The organism is Rhizobium sp. WSM4643, assembly GCF_025152745.1.
Classification (GTDB): domain Bacteria; phylum Pseudomonadota; class Alphaproteobacteria; order Rhizobiales; family Rhizobiaceae; genus Rhizobium; species Rhizobium leguminosarum_I.
In genome coordinates this window covers 362,481-378,013 of the sequence record NZ_CP104042.1, presented here as the reverse complement: position 1 = coordinate 378,013, position 15,533 = coordinate 362,481, and the positions used below count along the sequence as shown (strand labels likewise).

Here is a 15,533-nt window from a genome sequence, read left to right as displayed (position 1 = left end):
CATCGCTGATTGCCGGAACACGGCTAGAGAGGTGTCCGCAAAGAGACTATTCCAAGGACACGATGCTGCTCTGCCATCCCCCCAATCCGAATCTCCAAGCCATGCGTTTGCTGAGCCAGTTTTCGCGGGAGATCGCCATCAATCGCTTCAGCATGAGCGACCCCGACCGCCCGGTATTGCGCTCGATCAAAGACGCCTCCTTCCTGAAGAGTATTCTTGGTCAGGGCCAACCATAAAGAGGAGGATGCTTTCATGGCGCTCAAGTTGCGGGAGTTGAGCCAGGGGGAATGCTACGGAATCCTCGAACATGCGCGCTTCGGACATCTAGCGTGCTGTCGGGACGGGCAACCCTATATTGCTGCAATCTACTTCTCCTTTGCGGGAGACGTTGCTTACAGTTTCTCGATGCCGGGGCGGAAGCTGGATTGGATGAGGGCGAACGACAAGGTTTGCCTCCATGTCGAGCACCTGCCGAGCGGGGGCGGGTGGACAAGCATCGTCATCGAAGGCCGTTTTCAAGAGTTTCCGGACAACGGTTTGTGGCATGATGAAAGAGTGCACGCTTGGTCATTGCTACAGCGGCATTCCGACTGGTGGGAAATCGGATCGCTAAAGCCGGCCGAGCTCCCGGTGCTTTCGGAGCCGCCGCACGTCTTCTACGGAATTTCAATCAGGGCTCTATCGGGTCGTAGCGCGGGAAGGGACGATTGACGGTCGAAGGCTACCCAAATGCTTTTTAGACCTGGGAGATCGGACCCGTGCGGTCGCTGCGGCGAGGCTGGAAGACGCACGACAAGCTCCACTCGGCGGGCACCACGGCAAGGACCTGGCCAGCGGCGTCAGTAATCTCGCAAAGCCGTGGCCGTCGCCGGAACGAGGTTCCCTGGCGAAGGGAAACTGGCCACCGTATAGCGCGGCCGTAATGGCGGCGTCGATGTCCGGAAGCAGGAGACCCAGCGGGTCCCGCTCGTATCTCACACTCCTACGCACGTTGAAGAAGTATCTCGATGGGACGGCGGTGTTCATGTTCGGCTCCTCATGCGCTGGGCGGTTTCGGTCATCGTCGCGTTGGGAGCGCATTCCACCGTGAGTGAAGGGCTCTGTCCGAGTTTCGTTTGCAGTCCGAACACGTCAGCCATGACAACGGCGAGTTTCCCGGTCACGCTACCGGCCGTTCTGTCGGCGGTCTTTGACCTTCCGCAATGTCCGAACTCCTTTCTTGTATAGGCTGTCATCCGTCGCGCGGAGCGGAAGAGTCCCGCGGACCCGCATTCGACGCGCCGGAATGATCTCCGGGAGCGACACGCACTGGTCGAGGAAAGGATCTTGCAGATGCTACTCATTGATCGTGACTTCAAGCGCGGTGGCGAACGCTTCGCGATCCCTTCGCAAGGAGAAGTGGAAGGCAAGCTAGCCGTCATGGAAATAGTATCAATAGCCTGCCTGCGCGAGGTGCTTCGCTCGAAAGACGAGATGGCGATCGCCAAGCTGCGTCGGAAAGTCCTTCGTACGCTCAGGGAAGAGTGCTCCTCGATGAAGCTGACGAGTGAGGACGAAATTGCAGCCGCAGAGTACGCGCTGCAGGTCTTCAACGCGGCACTAAGCGAGGCACGCCGCCATTAACCTCGCGAAATGCGCAAAAATGCAGCAATTCCATCTACGCCGCCCGACCGTGGAATATATCGCGCGTCGCGTCTCCCTTGGCGGGGGGCGAAGCGCGATGCGGTTGAGATTAATTGACTCGGCAATGACGGTCGAAACGGCCTCGTAGTCGTCCGGCGGGAGCGAAAATCGCTCTCAAAGTGGCGCGTTGGCCGCCGCCTTCGGAGAGCTGCCCCTGATGGAGAATGCAGCGAATGTTCAAGCTGGACACATCTGAAGGGGTATGGCAGGCTTTCGGCAACAACTCTGGGAGGATGTTGTGACCCAAATCTCGGATTCAGTGGGAGAGTTCAGGAGGAAGCGCAGGCGCGAACTGTTGACGTTCGCTGTACTCGCTTTCGGGATTTGGCCTGTGGTCGCTGTCGGCGTTGTCGGCGGTTATGGTTTCATGGTCTGGATGTATCAGATCGTGTATGGACCGCCGGGACCTCATGACGTCAAGCCTGCGCCCCCCGGCTCGGCAGAGTGAGGATCGATCATGGTTCTCCCAGCTCGCACCCGGCGCAGTTTTCTCACCGGCAGGTCATCTGAGGATCCGGCTACAATCTTCCCTCCGGGAGCGACCGAAGCATCCATCAAAAACTGTTCGGGCTGCGGTGCCTGCGTCGACGCTTGTCCGACGGGGATCATTTCGATCCGTTCAGGCATTCCGGTCGTTGATTTCGGGCACGGAGAATGCACGTTTTGCGGCAAATGTGCGGAGCGATGTCCCGAGAGCGTTTTTCCGACTGGTCCTGCGGGCGGCTTTGCCCATTTTGCAGCAATTGGCGATGGATGCCTCGCCAACAACTACGTCGATTGTCAGGCCTGCCGCGACGGTTGTCCGGCCGGCGCGATCCGTTTTCGGCCGCGGGTCGGCGGCCCCTTCGTTCCTGAACTCGATGAGCAGGCATGTACGGGATGCGGCGCTTGCATCGCGGTCTGTCCGGTCGATTCAATCACGATGAAACCCCGCCATCGGGATGCAGGTCATGTCTAACCGCCGACATCACGTCTCGAGCGCCGTCGTCGTCACCCGGCCGGAACTGACCGAAGACGTCGCAGCGCGTCTCGCAGCGATCGAAGGGGTCGAGGTTCACGCGACGGGATCGGGCAAGATTGTCGTCGTGATCGAGGGACCGCATTCGGGCGTGCTCGGGGAAACGCTCATCGGCATTTCGGGGATGGACGGCGTGCTCGCCGCCCACATGGTTTTCGAACAGGCACTGGAAATCGAGGAGACGATCGATGACGACCGAACTCACGCGGCGTGATCTCCTGAAGGCGCAGGCGGCGGCGATCGCGGCGGCGACCGCCGGCCTTGCCGCCCCCGCTTCGGCGCAGTCGGTGCCTGGAGGGGTGGCGGCACTGGAGATAAAATGGTCTAAGGCGCCTTGCCGCTTCTGCGGCACCGGCTGCGGCGTCATGGTGGGCGTGAAGGAGAACCAGGTCGTCGCGACCCATGGCGACATGGAGGCGGAGGTCAATCGGGGCCTCAACTGCGTCAAGGGCTACTTTCTCTCCAAGATCATGTACGGCAAGGACAGGCTGACGAGCCCGCTCCTGCGCAAGCGGGACGGCGTCTATGCCAAGGACGGTGAGTTCGAGCCCGTCACCTGGGAAGAGGCCTTCGACGTGATGGCGGCGCAGGCCAAGCGCGTGCTGAAGGAAAAGGGGCCGACGGCGGTCGGCATGTTCGGCTCCGGCCAATGGACCATCTTCGAAGGCTACGCCGCGACGAAGCTGATGCGGGCGGGCTTCCGTTCCAACAACCTCGATCCTAACGCGCGTCACTGCATGGCTTCGGCAGCGGTGGCTTTCATGCGCACCTTCGGCATGGACGAGCCGATGGGTTGCTACGACGATTTCGAGAACGCGGACGGCTTTGTGCTCTGGGGCTCGAACATGGCCGAAATGCATCCAATCCTCTGGACGCGGGTCGCCGACAGGCGGCTCGGGCACGAGCATGTCAAGGTCGCGGTCTTGTCGACCTTCACGCATCGCAGCATGGACCTCGCCGACATCCCGCTGATCTTCAAGCCGGGGACGGACCTCGCGATCCTGAACTACATCGCCAACCACATCATCCAGACCGGCCGCGTCAACCAGGACTTCGTCGACAAGCATACGAAGTTCATGAAGGGCACGACCGACATCGGCTACGGCCTGCGTCCCGACAACCCGCTGGAAATGAAGGCCAAGGGCGTGGCCGAGGCCGCCAAGATGGAGCCGATCGACTTCGAAGCCTTCAAGGCGATGGTCTCCGAATATACGCTCGAGAAGGCGGTCGAGCTTTCGGGCGTCGACAGCGCCTTCCTCGAACAGCTTGCGGAACTATACGCGGACCCCAAAGTCAAGGTCATGTCGCTATGGACGATGGGCTTCAACCAGCATGTTCGGGGCGTGTGGGCCAACCAGATGGTCTATAACCTGCATCTACTCACGGGCAAGATTTCCGAGCCGGGCAACAGTCCGTTCTCGCTGACGGGGCAGCCGTCGGCCTGCGGTACGGCCCGCGAGGTCGGCACCTTCGCCCACCGCCTGCCGGCCGACATGGTCGTCACCAATCCGGACCATCGCAAGCACGCGGAGGAGATATGGAAGCTTCCGGACGGGCTCCTTCCGGACAAGCCAGGTTATCATGCCGTCGAGCAGGACCGCATGCTCAACGACGGAAAGCTGAATTTCTACTGGGTGCAGGTCAACAACAACGTCCAGGCCGCGCCGAACACCAGCAACGAAACTTATAAGGGATATCGAAACCCGGACAACTTCATCGTCGTCTCGGACGCCTATCCGACAGTCACCGCCATGAGCGCGGATCTGATATTGCCGGCGGCCATGTGGGTGGAGAAGGAGGGCGCCTATGGCAATGCCGAACGGCGCACGCATGTCTGGCACCAGTTGGTCGATGCTCCCGGCGAAGCCCGCTCGGACCTCTGGCAGTTGGTGGAATTCTCCAAGCGCTTCACCACCGACGAGGTCTGGCCCGCCGACATCCTCGAGAAGACCCCCGAATACAAGGGAAAGACGCTTTACCAGGTGCTCTATCAGAACGGTAATGTCGACGAATTCCCGCTGTCGGATGTCTCGCCCGAATACGAGAACCGGGAGGCCAAGGCCTTCGGCTTCTACATCCAGAAGGGGCTCTTCGAGGAATATGCTCATTTCGGGCGCGGGCATGGACACGATCTGGCACCCTACGACATGTACCATCAGGTGCGTGGCCTGCGCTGGCCCGTCGTCGACGGCAAGGAGACGCGGTGGCGGTACCGCGAAGGCTACGATCCCTACGTCAAGCCGGGCGAGGGGCTGAAGTTCTACGGGCAGAAGGACGGTCGGGCGGTCATCCTGGCAGTCCCCTACGAGCCGCCGGCCGAGTCGCCCGATGACGAGTTCAACTTCTGGCTCGTGACGGGCCGCGTCCTCGAACACTGGCATTCCGGCTCGATGACAATGCGTGTTCCCGAACTTTATCGGGCGTTTCCCGGCGCGCGGTGTTTCATGAACGGAGACGACGCCAGAAAAATGGGCCTCAATCAGGGAGCGGAGGTGCGGATACAATCGCGGCGCGGCGAGATCATTAGCCGCGTGGAAATTCGCGGGCGCAACCGAATGCCGCACGGCGTGATCTTTGTCCCATGGTTCGACGCCAGCCAGTTGATCAACAAGGTCACGCTCGACGCCACCGACCCCATCTCCAAGCAGACGGATTTCAAAAAATGCGCAGTCAAGATTCTTCCCGTCGTCTGATTTCGAGGCGCGTCTGGGCGATCGCGGCCGTCGCCGTCCTCATGCTCACCGGCACCGTCACCCTCGCGCAAATGGTGCCGTCGTTGTCGGGCAACGAGAATCCGATGGAGAGCAAGGATCCGAAGCCGGTTCCCAGGTGGGTGGTCGATGACGTCCGCAAGATGCGCAATTATCCAGACCAGCCTCCGATCATCCCGCATTCGATCGAAGGCTACCAACTGACGGTGAACGCCAATCGCTGTCTTTCCTGCCATCGGCGCGAGCTTACCGAAGGCTCCGGCGCGCCGATGATCAGCGTCACGCACTACATGACTCGCGAAGGGCAGATGCTGGCCGACGTTTCGCCCCGGCGATATTTCTGCACCGCCTGCCACGTGCCTCAGGCGGATGCGAAGCCTTTGGTGCCGAACAGCTTCAAAGACATGAGCGAGCTGGGGTTCAAACCCGCGGGAAGCGAGCAATGATTGGCGGGATAAAGGCAATAATCCTATGGTGCTGGCGCTTGCTGAGTTCGCCTGCAGCGACATTGAGCCTGGGCTTCCTGACGCTTGGCGGCTTCGTCGGCGGCGTCATGTTCTGGGGCGCATTCAACACGGCGCTAGAGACGACCAATACCGAGGCCTTCTGCACCGGCTGCCATGAAATGCGAACGAACGTCTACGAGGAGCTGAGCCGCACAGTTCATTTTTCGAACCGGTCGGGCGTTCGCGCCACATGCCCTGATTGCCATGTGCCACACCAATGGACCGACAAGATCGCTCGCAAGATGCAGGCCTCGAAGGAAGTCTGGGGCAAGATATTCGGGACGATCAACACGCGCGAGAAGTTCCTCGACAAACGACTGGAACTCGCCCAACACGAATGGGGGCGGCTGAAGGCCAACGACAGCCTGGAATGCCGAAACTGCCACTCGATGGGAGCCATGGATCTGACGAAGCAGACAGTGCGCGCCGCCGATATTCACACCCGATACCTACTGCCGGGCAAGGCGACCTGCATCGATTGCCACAAGGGCATAGCGCATGATCTTCCGAATATGGAGGGCGTCGACCCCGGCTGGAAGGTGCCGGCGGATCTGATGGGTAAGACCGCCTATCATGAATGGCATGATCGGGCCAAACTCGCCTCTTATCTGAGCAAGGTCGGCACGATCGCCCTAGGTGACTGACTCCTGTCCACCATTGAAATTCTTCGGCTCGTCGATTTTTCCATCCTAGGTGAAATCGCCGATCTGCCAGTTTGGAAGACAAAGTAAACCTCCAGATCGGCTTAAACGGTCCAGGATAGGTAATATCAAGGCGCGCTGAGGCTGCTCGAACTGCTCGTCGATCGGGCACGCCGGGTCATCTGGACGGCCACGCAGCTATCGCCGGACGTCACGCATTCTCAGTTATGTGAGACGCCAATCAGATGCCTGACACAAAGGAACAGCAAAACGACTGAAAACGCGCAGAAAACTGCACCGCCGGCAGCTTGATAACACAGCACGCCGGCTGTGCCACCGACAAGGAATGACGCCACGGTCGCGCTGTGTAGCAGAAGGCGATCCCGAGTATGCCGGCCCGCATGGGCATCAGACGGCTCGATCAGTTGCGCCAAGCCAACTCCGATATCTGTTGCGACGCCAGATACATGGGTCGTTCGTACCCTGCTGCCGGATATTCGCGTGGATGCAGCATTCTGGATGCCCATCGAGAAGCTAATCACACCGACGGTTCCGAGACCGCTGACACTTGAACCTGCGATGAGAGAGTAGAGGCCGATGCCCATCAGCAAAGCCGCCTCCGCCAAAAGGGTGAGAGCAAATATCGCTGGCAACCGGTAGCGTTTGCCAATTTGGATGAACAATGACGCAGAGAACGCTCCCGCCATGAACATCGCAACAATACCTAAGAACGCGACCCCGAGGTAGATGTCTCCCGCTGAGATATGGTCAGAGATCAATGAGACATTGCCGGTCATGTTGGCCGAAAAGTAGCCGAATCCCAGATATCCGGCGCTGTTGACGCCCCCTGCAACGAACGCCAGCGACGATGCGAGCAGAATGTCCGTCTTTAGAGTGCGGCTCTCGCCTTCCTTAATAAGCATCGTTTTCTCCCGTACCCAAGGGTCGGCGAATGTCGCTCCGGTGGTGTTCGACGTCGACCGTTGCTCGGGCAGGTGTGCCCGACGTCGCTGCGAAGTCGAATTGGCAGGCGATTACGTGGCGACGACCGCTCTTGCAATCATTGTCAAAGATGGATGGCTAGTGAAATCTACGGATCCGCCGAGACTTCTCTCGCTCGTGGCCATGCCGGCGGTCAGGAACCGGCACCGGACCTTTTCGTAACCGAGGTGGCGGCGGCGTCGCTCGATGGAGCCAGGTCGCCTTCGAGATGAGCCGTTGTGAAATCATCGATCAGGATCTGCACATCGGCCTCCCAGCCGGTCGGATTGCTTATGGGTAGGCCGCTGGTCTCCCAGGCGCCGTCCGGTGATTTCAACAGATCGTATTTTATGGGCTCAACACCGGCATTCGGCTTTCTCATGCGAAGCACGACAGTGCGCGGTTCGAGTGGCTCGAAGTCGAGCGTCATGACGCTCACTCGAGCCGTGGAGGTGCCGTCGCGCTGGAGCTGAAGCTCGAGCTGCGCCATTGCCGTCTCGGAATGCAGGTGAATGGAAAGCATCGGCGCCGCTGTCACGAACTCAAGTTGATCGGGGCCTGCGAAGCGCCAAAGCGACGCAGAGGCAACGATGGCCACGGCCAGGACTATCTCGGCGGCGATGCTGCGTCGCAGGCGCCATCTGGCGGTCGGGCTTCCGGCTAGCGCAGGCTGCGTGAGCCAGAATCGGTTGTAGACTGCGAGCAAGCAGAGCAACGAGACGAGTAGGATTTTGAGAAGCAGCACCCGCCCAAAGATCGATAGCAAAATGGTATTGAGGGCGGGCAATTCTATCCAGGCGAGCGCGCCGCCCGCCAGCAACATCCCGACGAACGGCAAGGGTATCACCCGCGAGAAACCGAGCAGGGGACCCGAGCGCGCTTGCTTTTCGCCAATTCGCCACAGCGGGATCAGGCTTCCGATCCAGAAGATCATCACCCCACCGTGTAGGAACATGCACGTCCTGGCGAGCCAGCGAGGCTCCGCCACGTTGCAGTGGCCGGTGAACGTGAAGGAGACGGAGGCGGCGATCATCGCGAGTACCGCGGCCGCCAAGGAAGCCCTGTGGCCGTTGATCGGTATTGAAACGAGCACGATGGAGAACAGTGCAAGAGATGCGGCGATCGCCGAGCCGTTCTGAGCTGCGGCGAGAAACGGCCGCATGCCAGCGAGCCTCAGTTCGCCGCCAATCTCGTCGAGCCCTTGCAGGTAGACGTTCGCGGTAAGCAGCAGGACGGCGAGGGACGCGGTGAGATCTTGTCGCGAGGAAAGGGGCGTTCCAGCATCAAACAGATGGGCGAAGAATGCACCCCCGACGACGACCGCAAGGAGGACGATCGAGCCGGCTTGCACGAGCCAGATTGCGATCATCAGGGGCGAGACGAATCCTTGCGGGGTATCGCTGATCGCTGCCGTCTGCGTGCCGACGTGGAAGACGACGGAGCCGCCCACCGGATGCCCGTCCTCCGATGCCACCCGATAGCTTACGATGATAGTGCCACGAGCGATCGAACTTGGGAGGTTCAATATGACAACGGAGCCGAGAGTATTCCCCTGCACGACTGTCCGGGCGCCGGTGGAATCGGTAGCGCTCGCGGTGACAAGCCTGACTGCTTCGTTAAAGCGAAGCTCGACGCGGCTGAGCGGCCGATCCAGAGTTTCGTTGCTCGCGGGGGAGGAACTTCTCAACACGGCGTGAGCTTGCGCGCCCACTGGCGAAAGGAACCCGAGCGCCGCCAAGACGAGCAGGAGAAGCAAGGCTGCCCGCCGGTTGGCGGCCGCCCATGTGGAGATGATCAGCCACATGGGCGGTGGTCCTTCTCAAGAACGAGGTTGTTCTACGACGTCGAAGAACGGCGCCGGATTTTCATAGTCGTCGGATGACTTCCCCACCGTGGGAATTTCGATCCACCGTTCGAAAGCTCCGTCGGTGCACTCCTGCACGATCGGAACGTATATGCGGGTCCCGGACGGCGTTTCCTTGGCGACCGTTCCACGGAACACGAACTCGTCGTACTCGTCGTCGGCGAGATTGCCTCCGCTCCAGACGATTTCCGTCGTTCCCTCTTTCACTGCCGAGCCATAGAGATTGTAGCTTTTTTCGTAGGCGCCCTTGATCTTGTCGACGGTCCAGCCCGGCTTTGGCATCGGCTTGGCGGAAATGAGTCCTTCTGGAACCTTCACGCGGACTTTGATGGTCGGCTTTCCTTCGCAGCCGTGACCGATCCGGACGACCGCCTTGTAGGCCTTGCCGGGCGCCGCCTGCGCTTGTTCAAGCGTGGCATGTCCATGCGCCGCTCCGGCGGCGCAGAGGGCAGCGAACAGGGCGGCGGTGACTTGCTTGATCATAGATCGACTCCCTGCGGGCTAGCGCTTTGAAGCGCCAGCTTGCGGCTGATTTAGGTTACGGGGTGACCTGGGCGAGGTCCGCGTCGAGGCGCTTGCGCACCGGGTTCGGCACCTTCGCGGTCTTGATGGCGTCGAGGTTTGCCGGCGCGTCGCCGACCTGGATCAGTGCGACCATGCCCATGCCGGCATGTGGAGTGCATTTGACGACGTAGGCGCCTGGCACGTCGAACTTGGTCTGGAACTCCTCGTTCGGCTTCGACTTGAATTGCGCCGCGCCGTCCGGAATGAGACCCTTGTAGGTTTCGACGTTGTGGCTCTTGTCGGTCGGCACGAAGGTGACTGTGTCGCCGGGAGCGATCTTGACGAAGCCAGGCTCGAAGACCATGACGCCGTCGGCGCCCTTGTTGAGCAACTGAATCTGATGATCGGCGGCCATCGACGGCGCGGCAGACGCAACGAGAACCGCAGCCACCGCGGCCGGGACAATATTGAAGCGCATTGATTATCTCCATTTGAAACGGGACCGATGGTCGGCCTCGGGAGCCTTTCTATGCCATCCGAAAGCGGCCCTCTTTGACGCTGGTCAAATTTGGTAGATCAAATCCGGCTTCAGCACCTCGTATCCGTCGTTTGCACGTCGCGATCTTGAATCTCCGCGGAAGCCGCCGGCACCCGTCTGCAGGAAGTACGTCACCGACGCGCAGGACGGCGCGATAGAACTGGGAAATCATTGACTGCTATCTGAATGGTGCCACGCTGCATGGCGGTCGTCTATTTGTGTGCGAAGCACGTGTCTCGTAGACTTTGGCCCTTCGCTACGGCCCGTCGCGGCGCAAGGAATGAGCCGAGAGGCCAGCGGGATCTAGCGAGGCTTCTATCGCTCGCGACAGCGACCGAGCGGCGTGTTCTCCCGAAGGGTCAGGATCATAATACGATTGAAGTTCTGGCGTTTCGGCCCGGCGATCCGCCGATAGACGCGGGGACCTCGGTCTAGCTGAACTGTTGCAAACTGAATCGTCGAAACCTTGCCAGGCAAGTCACAACACAATCGGATCCCGAGGTCGTCACGATCCGCGGTGACGCAAACGTTCCGGCCGGCTCATCGCTCGTCTAGCAGTTCTCGGATCTTCGTTGCGAGTTCTCTGGCGGTGTACGGCTTTCGCAGCCACTGCGCTCCGGCGATCACCTCATGCGTCGCGAGAGAAGGCTCCGAATATCCGGATGTGAAGAGTACCGCAAGTTCGGGACGAAGCTTGCGCGCTGCGCCTGCGACTTCGTCTCCAGTAAGGCCTCCCGGCATCACGATGTCGGTGAACAGGAGGGCGATGTTCCCGTTTTCCTCGAGAACCTCCAGCGCGCGTTGACCGTTCTCAGCTTCCAGCACTGAATAGCCCATGGCGACGAGCCGAGCTACCGCAACGCGACGCACTCGCGCGTCATCTTCGACGACGAGAACAAGTTCGGTTCCCTTGGGAAGTGGTGATTCCGTTTTTCCCGCTTGTTCCACAAAGGCGTCTGCTCCGCCGGCATCAGGGGCGGGCAGGTAAATGCGGATTGTCGTGCCTCTTCCGACCTCGCTATAGATTTGAAGATGGCCGCCGGACTGTTTGACAAAGCCGTACACCATGCTCAGACCGAGACCAGTTCCTGAGCCCACTTCCTTGGTGGTGAAGAACGGTTCTATCGCCCGCTTCTTGACCTCGTCGCTCATGCCGCTGCCGGTATCGGTCATCGATATGAGCGCGAAGTGCCCGCTGCGGACCTCTGGATACATCTTGGCATAGTCGGCATCCAGATGGACGCGCGACACCTCGGTGGTCAGGCTGCCGCCCTTCGGCATGGCATCGCGGGCGTTGAGGGCGATGTTGAGAATTGCGTTCTGAAGCTGCGAGCTGTCTACCAGCACGTTGAAGCCCGACCCGGAAACCACGGTCGAAAGCTTGATGTCCTCTCCCAGCATCCTGCGGAGCAGGTCTGAGAATCCCATGACGAGTTGCCCCAGATCAACCTGCTTAGGGCTGAGCGGTTGGCGTCGGCCGAAGGCAAGCAGTTGGCCCGTCAGCTTTGCGCCATCTCCAGCAGCATCCTGCGCTTCCCGGAGCATATCGCGAAGAGGTCCCGCCGGAAGCTTATCCTCGATCATTTCGAGGTTGCCGCTGATGACGGTAAGGAGATTGTTGAAGTCGTGCGCGAGGCCTCCTGTCAACTGCCCTACCGCTTCCATCTTCTGTGCCTGGCGCAGATCTTCCTCGATCTTAACCCTGCTCGTGAGGTCTCGTACGAATCCCGTAAAAATCCGCGCCCCATCGACCGTGGCCTCTCCGACGTGCAGCTCCATGGGGAACTGTGAGCCGTCCGCACGCTGGCCGGTCACCACGCGACCGTAGCCGATGATCCGCTTCTCGCCGGTGCCGAGATATCTCCCGATGTAGCCGTCGTGCGCATCGCGATAGGGATTGGGCATCAGGTTGCTGACGTTCCGGCCGCAGATTTCCTCGGAAGTCATGCCGAACAAGCTTTCGGCGGCTTTGCTGAAGGATATCACGATGCCCTTCTGATCGATGACGACCATCGCGTCGGGCACCGTATCCAGAATCGACCTAAGGTGCGCCTCGCGCGATCTCACTTCCTGCTCGGCCTTCCGGAGGGCGCTGACGTCGCTGTTCGACTGAATGACCGCGGGATCGCCGTCTGGAAGGTTGACCAGGACGCACCGGCTCGCGACGTGAATGTCCTGGCCGTTCTTGTGGCGATGGATGATCTCTCCCTGCCAGAAACCACGGGACTTCAACTGCTCGTGGATGCTCTCCGCAGGCTCCGGGAACCGGGTTGCCAACAGTTCGTAGACGTTTTCTCCCACAGCCTCCTCACGGCTCCATCCGTACATGTTTTCGCATCCGATCGACCAGTGCGTGATGGTTCCTTCCAGCCGATGGATGATGATGTCTGCTCCATCGAGCACGTGCACCAGAGCGTCAAGTTCCTGCGACGACGCGGTGCGCGGCGATATGAGGCGATGAGGCATGGGCGTATAGGCTCTTCAGGAGTGTCAGTGGAAATTGACCCTATGGCAGGTTTTCGCGGAGAAATCATCAGCGTTTCCGGACAATTGCGCCAGTCGTACCGGGTCCACGATTCTAAGATCGTGCCTGCCCTCGGGGACGACGATGTTTCTGGACGCCAGCTTGCTGATCGTGCGCGAGACGGTCTCGATCGTCAGGCCAAGATAGTCGGCGATGTCCTGACGGTTCATCGGCACGCGTAGCAGATTCGGCTGCGACCGGGAATCAGGCCGAGCTGCGAGCTTTACGATGAAGCTGCACAGACGTTCTTCTGCGTTCTTCTTTGACAGCAGCACCATCTGGTCGTGAGCGGCAGCCGTCTCACGGCAGAGAAGGGAGATGTATGCAGTGTGAAGGGCATCCGACCGGGCGACCCCATCGCGAAAGTGCTTGCGCGGCATCCGCCGGATCTTGCAGTCGGTCACGGCTTCGGCCGTGAACAGAAAGTCGCCCTCTAGAAACGTTCCGACGACGTCACCGGGGAAATGGAAGCCGGTGATGACGCGGCGGCCTTCGCCGATGATGCGATGGAGACGCACGACGCCCTCCACGACCTGGAAGAGATGCTTGACGGCGTCGCCCTCCCAGCAGATCGCCTTACCCGCGCCCACGGTCTCGCTCGCAGACATGTGGAACAGTGACGAGAGCGTCTGAACGCTCCGGCTACCGCTTGCGGCTTCGGTCTTCTGAAATGCGGCGTTGCCCTGCATCAGCATCTTCGTGTCCCTCGTTTGTCGATGAGGGCATTAGAAAGCGGTCCGGTAACGCCGGAACGATCGCAGCGTCCGAATTGGTGAGGCCATGTAACAGTTTGTAACAAGCCGGGCGCATAGGGAGAAAAGCGACTGTTTCGTTGATGTAGATCAAGGAGCCCGCTCTGGCTCCGTGACAGTCCTGCCTCAGGTACGAGAAAGCCGGCCGCGGCGCGGTCGCTGTGCACTGGGGACGACATCATGAACTACACGACGGAAACGGTGGCGATCACGGTCGCGGCGTTCCTGGCTCTGCTGGGAGCCGCATTCGCACACGACCACCTCTTTGCAGTCCATATGGGCATACTTTGCTTCTGCCTTGCCGCGGGCGCTGCGCTGCTGATCAGGAGAGTTGATTTCTCGCCGGCAGCCCGGCAGCAGAAAGTCGATCCGTCCGCCTATTTCGACGAGGTGATACGATATGGCTTGATCGCCACGGTGTTCTGGGGCGTAGTCGGCTTCCTGGTTGGCGTGATCATCGCGCTGCAGCTTGCCTTTCCTGACCTCAACATCGCCCCTTATCTCAATTTCGGAAGGTTGCGGCCCGTTCACACCTCGGCGGTCATCTTCGCCTTTGGCGGCAATGCGCTGATCATGACATCGTTCTACGTGGTGCAACGCACCTGTCGCGCACGTCTTTTCGGCGGTAGCCTGGCTTGGTTCGTATTCTGGGGTTACCAGCTTTTTATCGTGATGGCTGCGACCGGATACGTTCTCGGAATCACCCAGGCCCGTGAATATGCCGAACCTGAGTGGTACGTCGACCTCTGGCTCACCATCGTCTGGGTCGCCTATCTCGCCGTCTATCTCGGCACGATCCTGAGGCGCAAAGAGCCGCATATCTATGTGGCGAACTGGTTCTATTTGGGCTTCATCGTCACCATCGCGATGCTGCACGTGGTCAACAACCTGGCGGTTCCCACCTCGTTCCTGGGATCGAAGAGCTATTCTGTCTTCTCGGGCGTTCAGGACGCGCTGACCCAATGGTGGTACGGCCACAACGCCGTCGGCTTCTTCCTCACCGCCGGCTTCCTGGGCATGATGTACTACTTCGTGCCGAAGCAGGCCAACCGACCCGTCTATTCATACCGGCTCTCGATCATCCACTTCTGGGCGCTGATCTTCATGTACATCTGGGCCGGCCCGCATCATCTGCATTACACGGCGCTGCCCGACTGGGCCCAGACGCTCGGCATGGTTTTCTCGATCATGCTCTGGATGCCCTCCTGGGGCGGCATGATCAACGGTCTCATGACCCTTTCAGGCGCCTGGGACAAGATCCGCACCGATCCGATCATCCGTATGATGATCGTCGCCATCGCCTTTTACGGGATGTCGACCTTCGAAGGCCCGATGATGTCGGTGAAAACCGTCAATTCGCTCAGCCACTATACCGAATGGACGATCGGCCACGTGCATTCCGGCGCTCTCGGCTGGGTGGGAATGATCACCTTCGGGGCGATCTACTACCTGACGCCGAAGCTATGGGGACGCGAGCGTCTCTACAGCCTGCGGATGGTCAACTGGCACTTCTGGCTCGCGACCCTCGGGATCGTCGTCTACGCCGCCGTGCTTTGGGTTGCCGGCATCCAGCAGGGGCTGATGTGGCGCGAGTACAATTCTCAGGGCTTCCTCGTCTATTCCTTCGCGGAGACAGTCGCGGCGATGTTCCCCTACTACGTGCTGCGCGCGGTCGGCGGAACGCTTTACCTGGCGGGCGGTCTCGTCATGGCCTGGAACGTGTTCATGACGATCCGCGGCTACCTGCGCGACGAAGCTGCAATCCCAACCACTTTCGTGCCCCAACCACAGCCTGCCGAATGAGGTGAGAC

16 protein-coding genes are annotated in these 15,533 nt (G+C 60.2%); 10 read left to right on the top strand and 6 right to left on the bottom strand.

From position 1 onward, the window contains the following. Positions 1 to 62 precede the first annotated feature (62 nt). The 9 genes from N1937_RS28605 to N1937_RS28565 all read left to right on the top strand — a co-directional run bounded on the left by N1937_RS28605 (position 63) and on the right by N1937_RS28565 (position 6,562). Complete coding sequence (locus N1937_RS28605; protein ID WP_260059807.1) at positions 63 to 236, top strand: hypothetical protein; 174 nt, start codon at positions 63 to 65, stop codon at positions 234 to 236. A gap of 16 nt (positions 237 to 252) precedes the next feature. Beyond that, on the top strand, positions 253 to 711 hold the full coding sequence (locus N1937_RS28600; protein ID WP_113548469.1) for a pyridoxamine 5'-phosphate oxidase family protein: 459 nt from the start codon (positions 253 to 255) through the stop codon (positions 709 to 711). 621 nt (positions 712 to 1,332) lie between these two features. Then, a complete protein-coding gene (locus tag N1937_RS28595; RefSeq protein WP_260059803.1) occupies positions 1,333 to 1,623 on the top strand; it encodes a hypothetical protein in 291 nt (96 codons plus the stop codon). A gap of 298 nt (positions 1,624 to 1,921) precedes the next feature. Then, the gene (gene napE, locus N1937_RS28590; protein WP_064697124.1) at positions 1,922 to 2,131 is read left to right on the top strand and encodes a periplasmic nitrate reductase, NapE protein; all 210 of its coding nucleotides are present in this window, start codon (positions 1,922 to 1,924) and stop codon (positions 2,129 to 2,131) included. Positions 2,132 to 2,140: 9 nt separating this feature from the next. After that, on the top strand, positions 2,141 to 2,641 hold the full coding sequence (gene napF / locus N1937_RS28585) for a ferredoxin-type protein NapF (protein WP_260059800.1): 501 nt from the start codon (positions 2,141 to 2,143) through the stop codon (positions 2,639 to 2,641). Then, positions 2,634 to 2,915, top strand: coding sequence for a chaperone NapD (locus N1937_RS28580; RefSeq protein ID WP_064683066.1), 282 nt, complete (start codon positions 2,634 to 2,636; stop codon positions 2,913 to 2,915). The genes napF and N1937_RS28580 overlap by 8 nt, the downstream gene beginning before the upstream one ends. Then, complete coding sequence (napA, locus tag N1937_RS28575; protein ID WP_260059797.1) at positions 2,890 to 5,394, top strand: periplasmic nitrate reductase subunit alpha; 2,505 nt, start codon at positions 2,890 to 2,892, stop codon at positions 5,392 to 5,394. Before N1937_RS28580 ends, napA begins: the two co-directional genes overlap by 26 nt. Further along, positions 5,364 to 5,858, top strand: coding sequence for a nitrate reductase cytochrome c-type subunit (locus N1937_RS28570; protein WP_260059796.1), 495 nt, complete (start codon positions 5,364 to 5,366; stop codon positions 5,856 to 5,858). Before napA ends, N1937_RS28570 begins: the two co-directional genes overlap by 31 nt. After that, positions 5,855 to 6,562, top strand: coding sequence for a NapC/NirT family cytochrome c (locus N1937_RS28565; RefSeq protein ID WP_260059795.1), 708 nt, complete (start codon positions 5,855 to 5,857; stop codon positions 6,560 to 6,562). Before N1937_RS28570 ends, N1937_RS28565 begins: the two co-directional genes overlap by 4 nt. 218 nt (positions 6,563 to 6,780) lie before the next feature. On the opposite strand, the gene N1937_RS28560 is transcribed toward N1937_RS28565, so the two are convergent. From N1937_RS28560 to N1937_RS28535, 6 genes are all read right to left on the bottom strand, one after another. Beyond that, positions 6,781 to 7,482, bottom strand: a complete 702-nt coding sequence (locus N1937_RS28560) for a YoaK family protein (RefSeq protein ID WP_260059793.1) — start codon at positions 7,480 to 7,482, stop codon at positions 6,781 to 6,783. A gap of 212 nt (positions 7,483 to 7,694) precedes the next feature. Continuing rightward, a complete protein-coding gene (locus N1937_RS28555) occupies positions 7,695 to 9,344 on the bottom strand; it encodes a copper resistance CopC/CopD family protein (RefSeq protein WP_260059792.1) in 1,650 nt (549 codons plus the stop codon). Positions 9,345 to 9,359: 15 nt separating this feature from the next. After that, positions 9,360 to 9,887: a YcnI family copper-binding membrane protein gene (locus tag N1937_RS28550; protein ID WP_260059791.1), complete on the bottom strand. Its 528-nt coding sequence runs from the start codon at positions 9,885 to 9,887 to the stop codon at positions 9,360 to 9,362. 55 nt (positions 9,888 to 9,942) lie between these two features. Further along, complete coding sequence (locus tag N1937_RS28545; protein ID WP_260059790.1) at positions 9,943 to 10,386, bottom strand: pseudoazurin; 444 nt, start codon at positions 10,384 to 10,386, stop codon at positions 9,943 to 9,945. A gap of 600 nt (positions 10,387 to 10,986) precedes the next feature. Further along, a complete protein-coding gene (locus N1937_RS28540) occupies positions 10,987 to 12,912 on the bottom strand; it encodes a hybrid sensor histidine kinase/response regulator (RefSeq protein WP_260059789.1) in 1,926 nt (641 codons plus the stop codon). 24 nt (positions 12,913 to 12,936) lie between these two features. After that, positions 12,937 to 13,665 (bottom strand): Crp/Fnr family transcriptional regulator, encoded by a 729-nt coding sequence (locus N1937_RS28535; RefSeq protein ID WP_260059788.1) that lies wholly within the window; start codon positions 13,663 to 13,665, stop codon positions 12,937 to 12,939. Positions 13,666 to 13,902: 237 nt separating this feature from the next. Here N1937_RS28535 and ccoN point away from each other — a divergent pair, with 237 nt between their 5' ends. Next, entirely contained in the window at positions 13,903 to 15,525 is a 1,623-nt protein-coding gene (gene ccoN / locus N1937_RS28530) for a cytochrome-c oxidase, cbb3-type subunit I (protein ID WP_260059787.1), read from the top strand. The last annotated feature ends 8 nt before the right edge of the window (positions 15,526 to 15,533 follow it).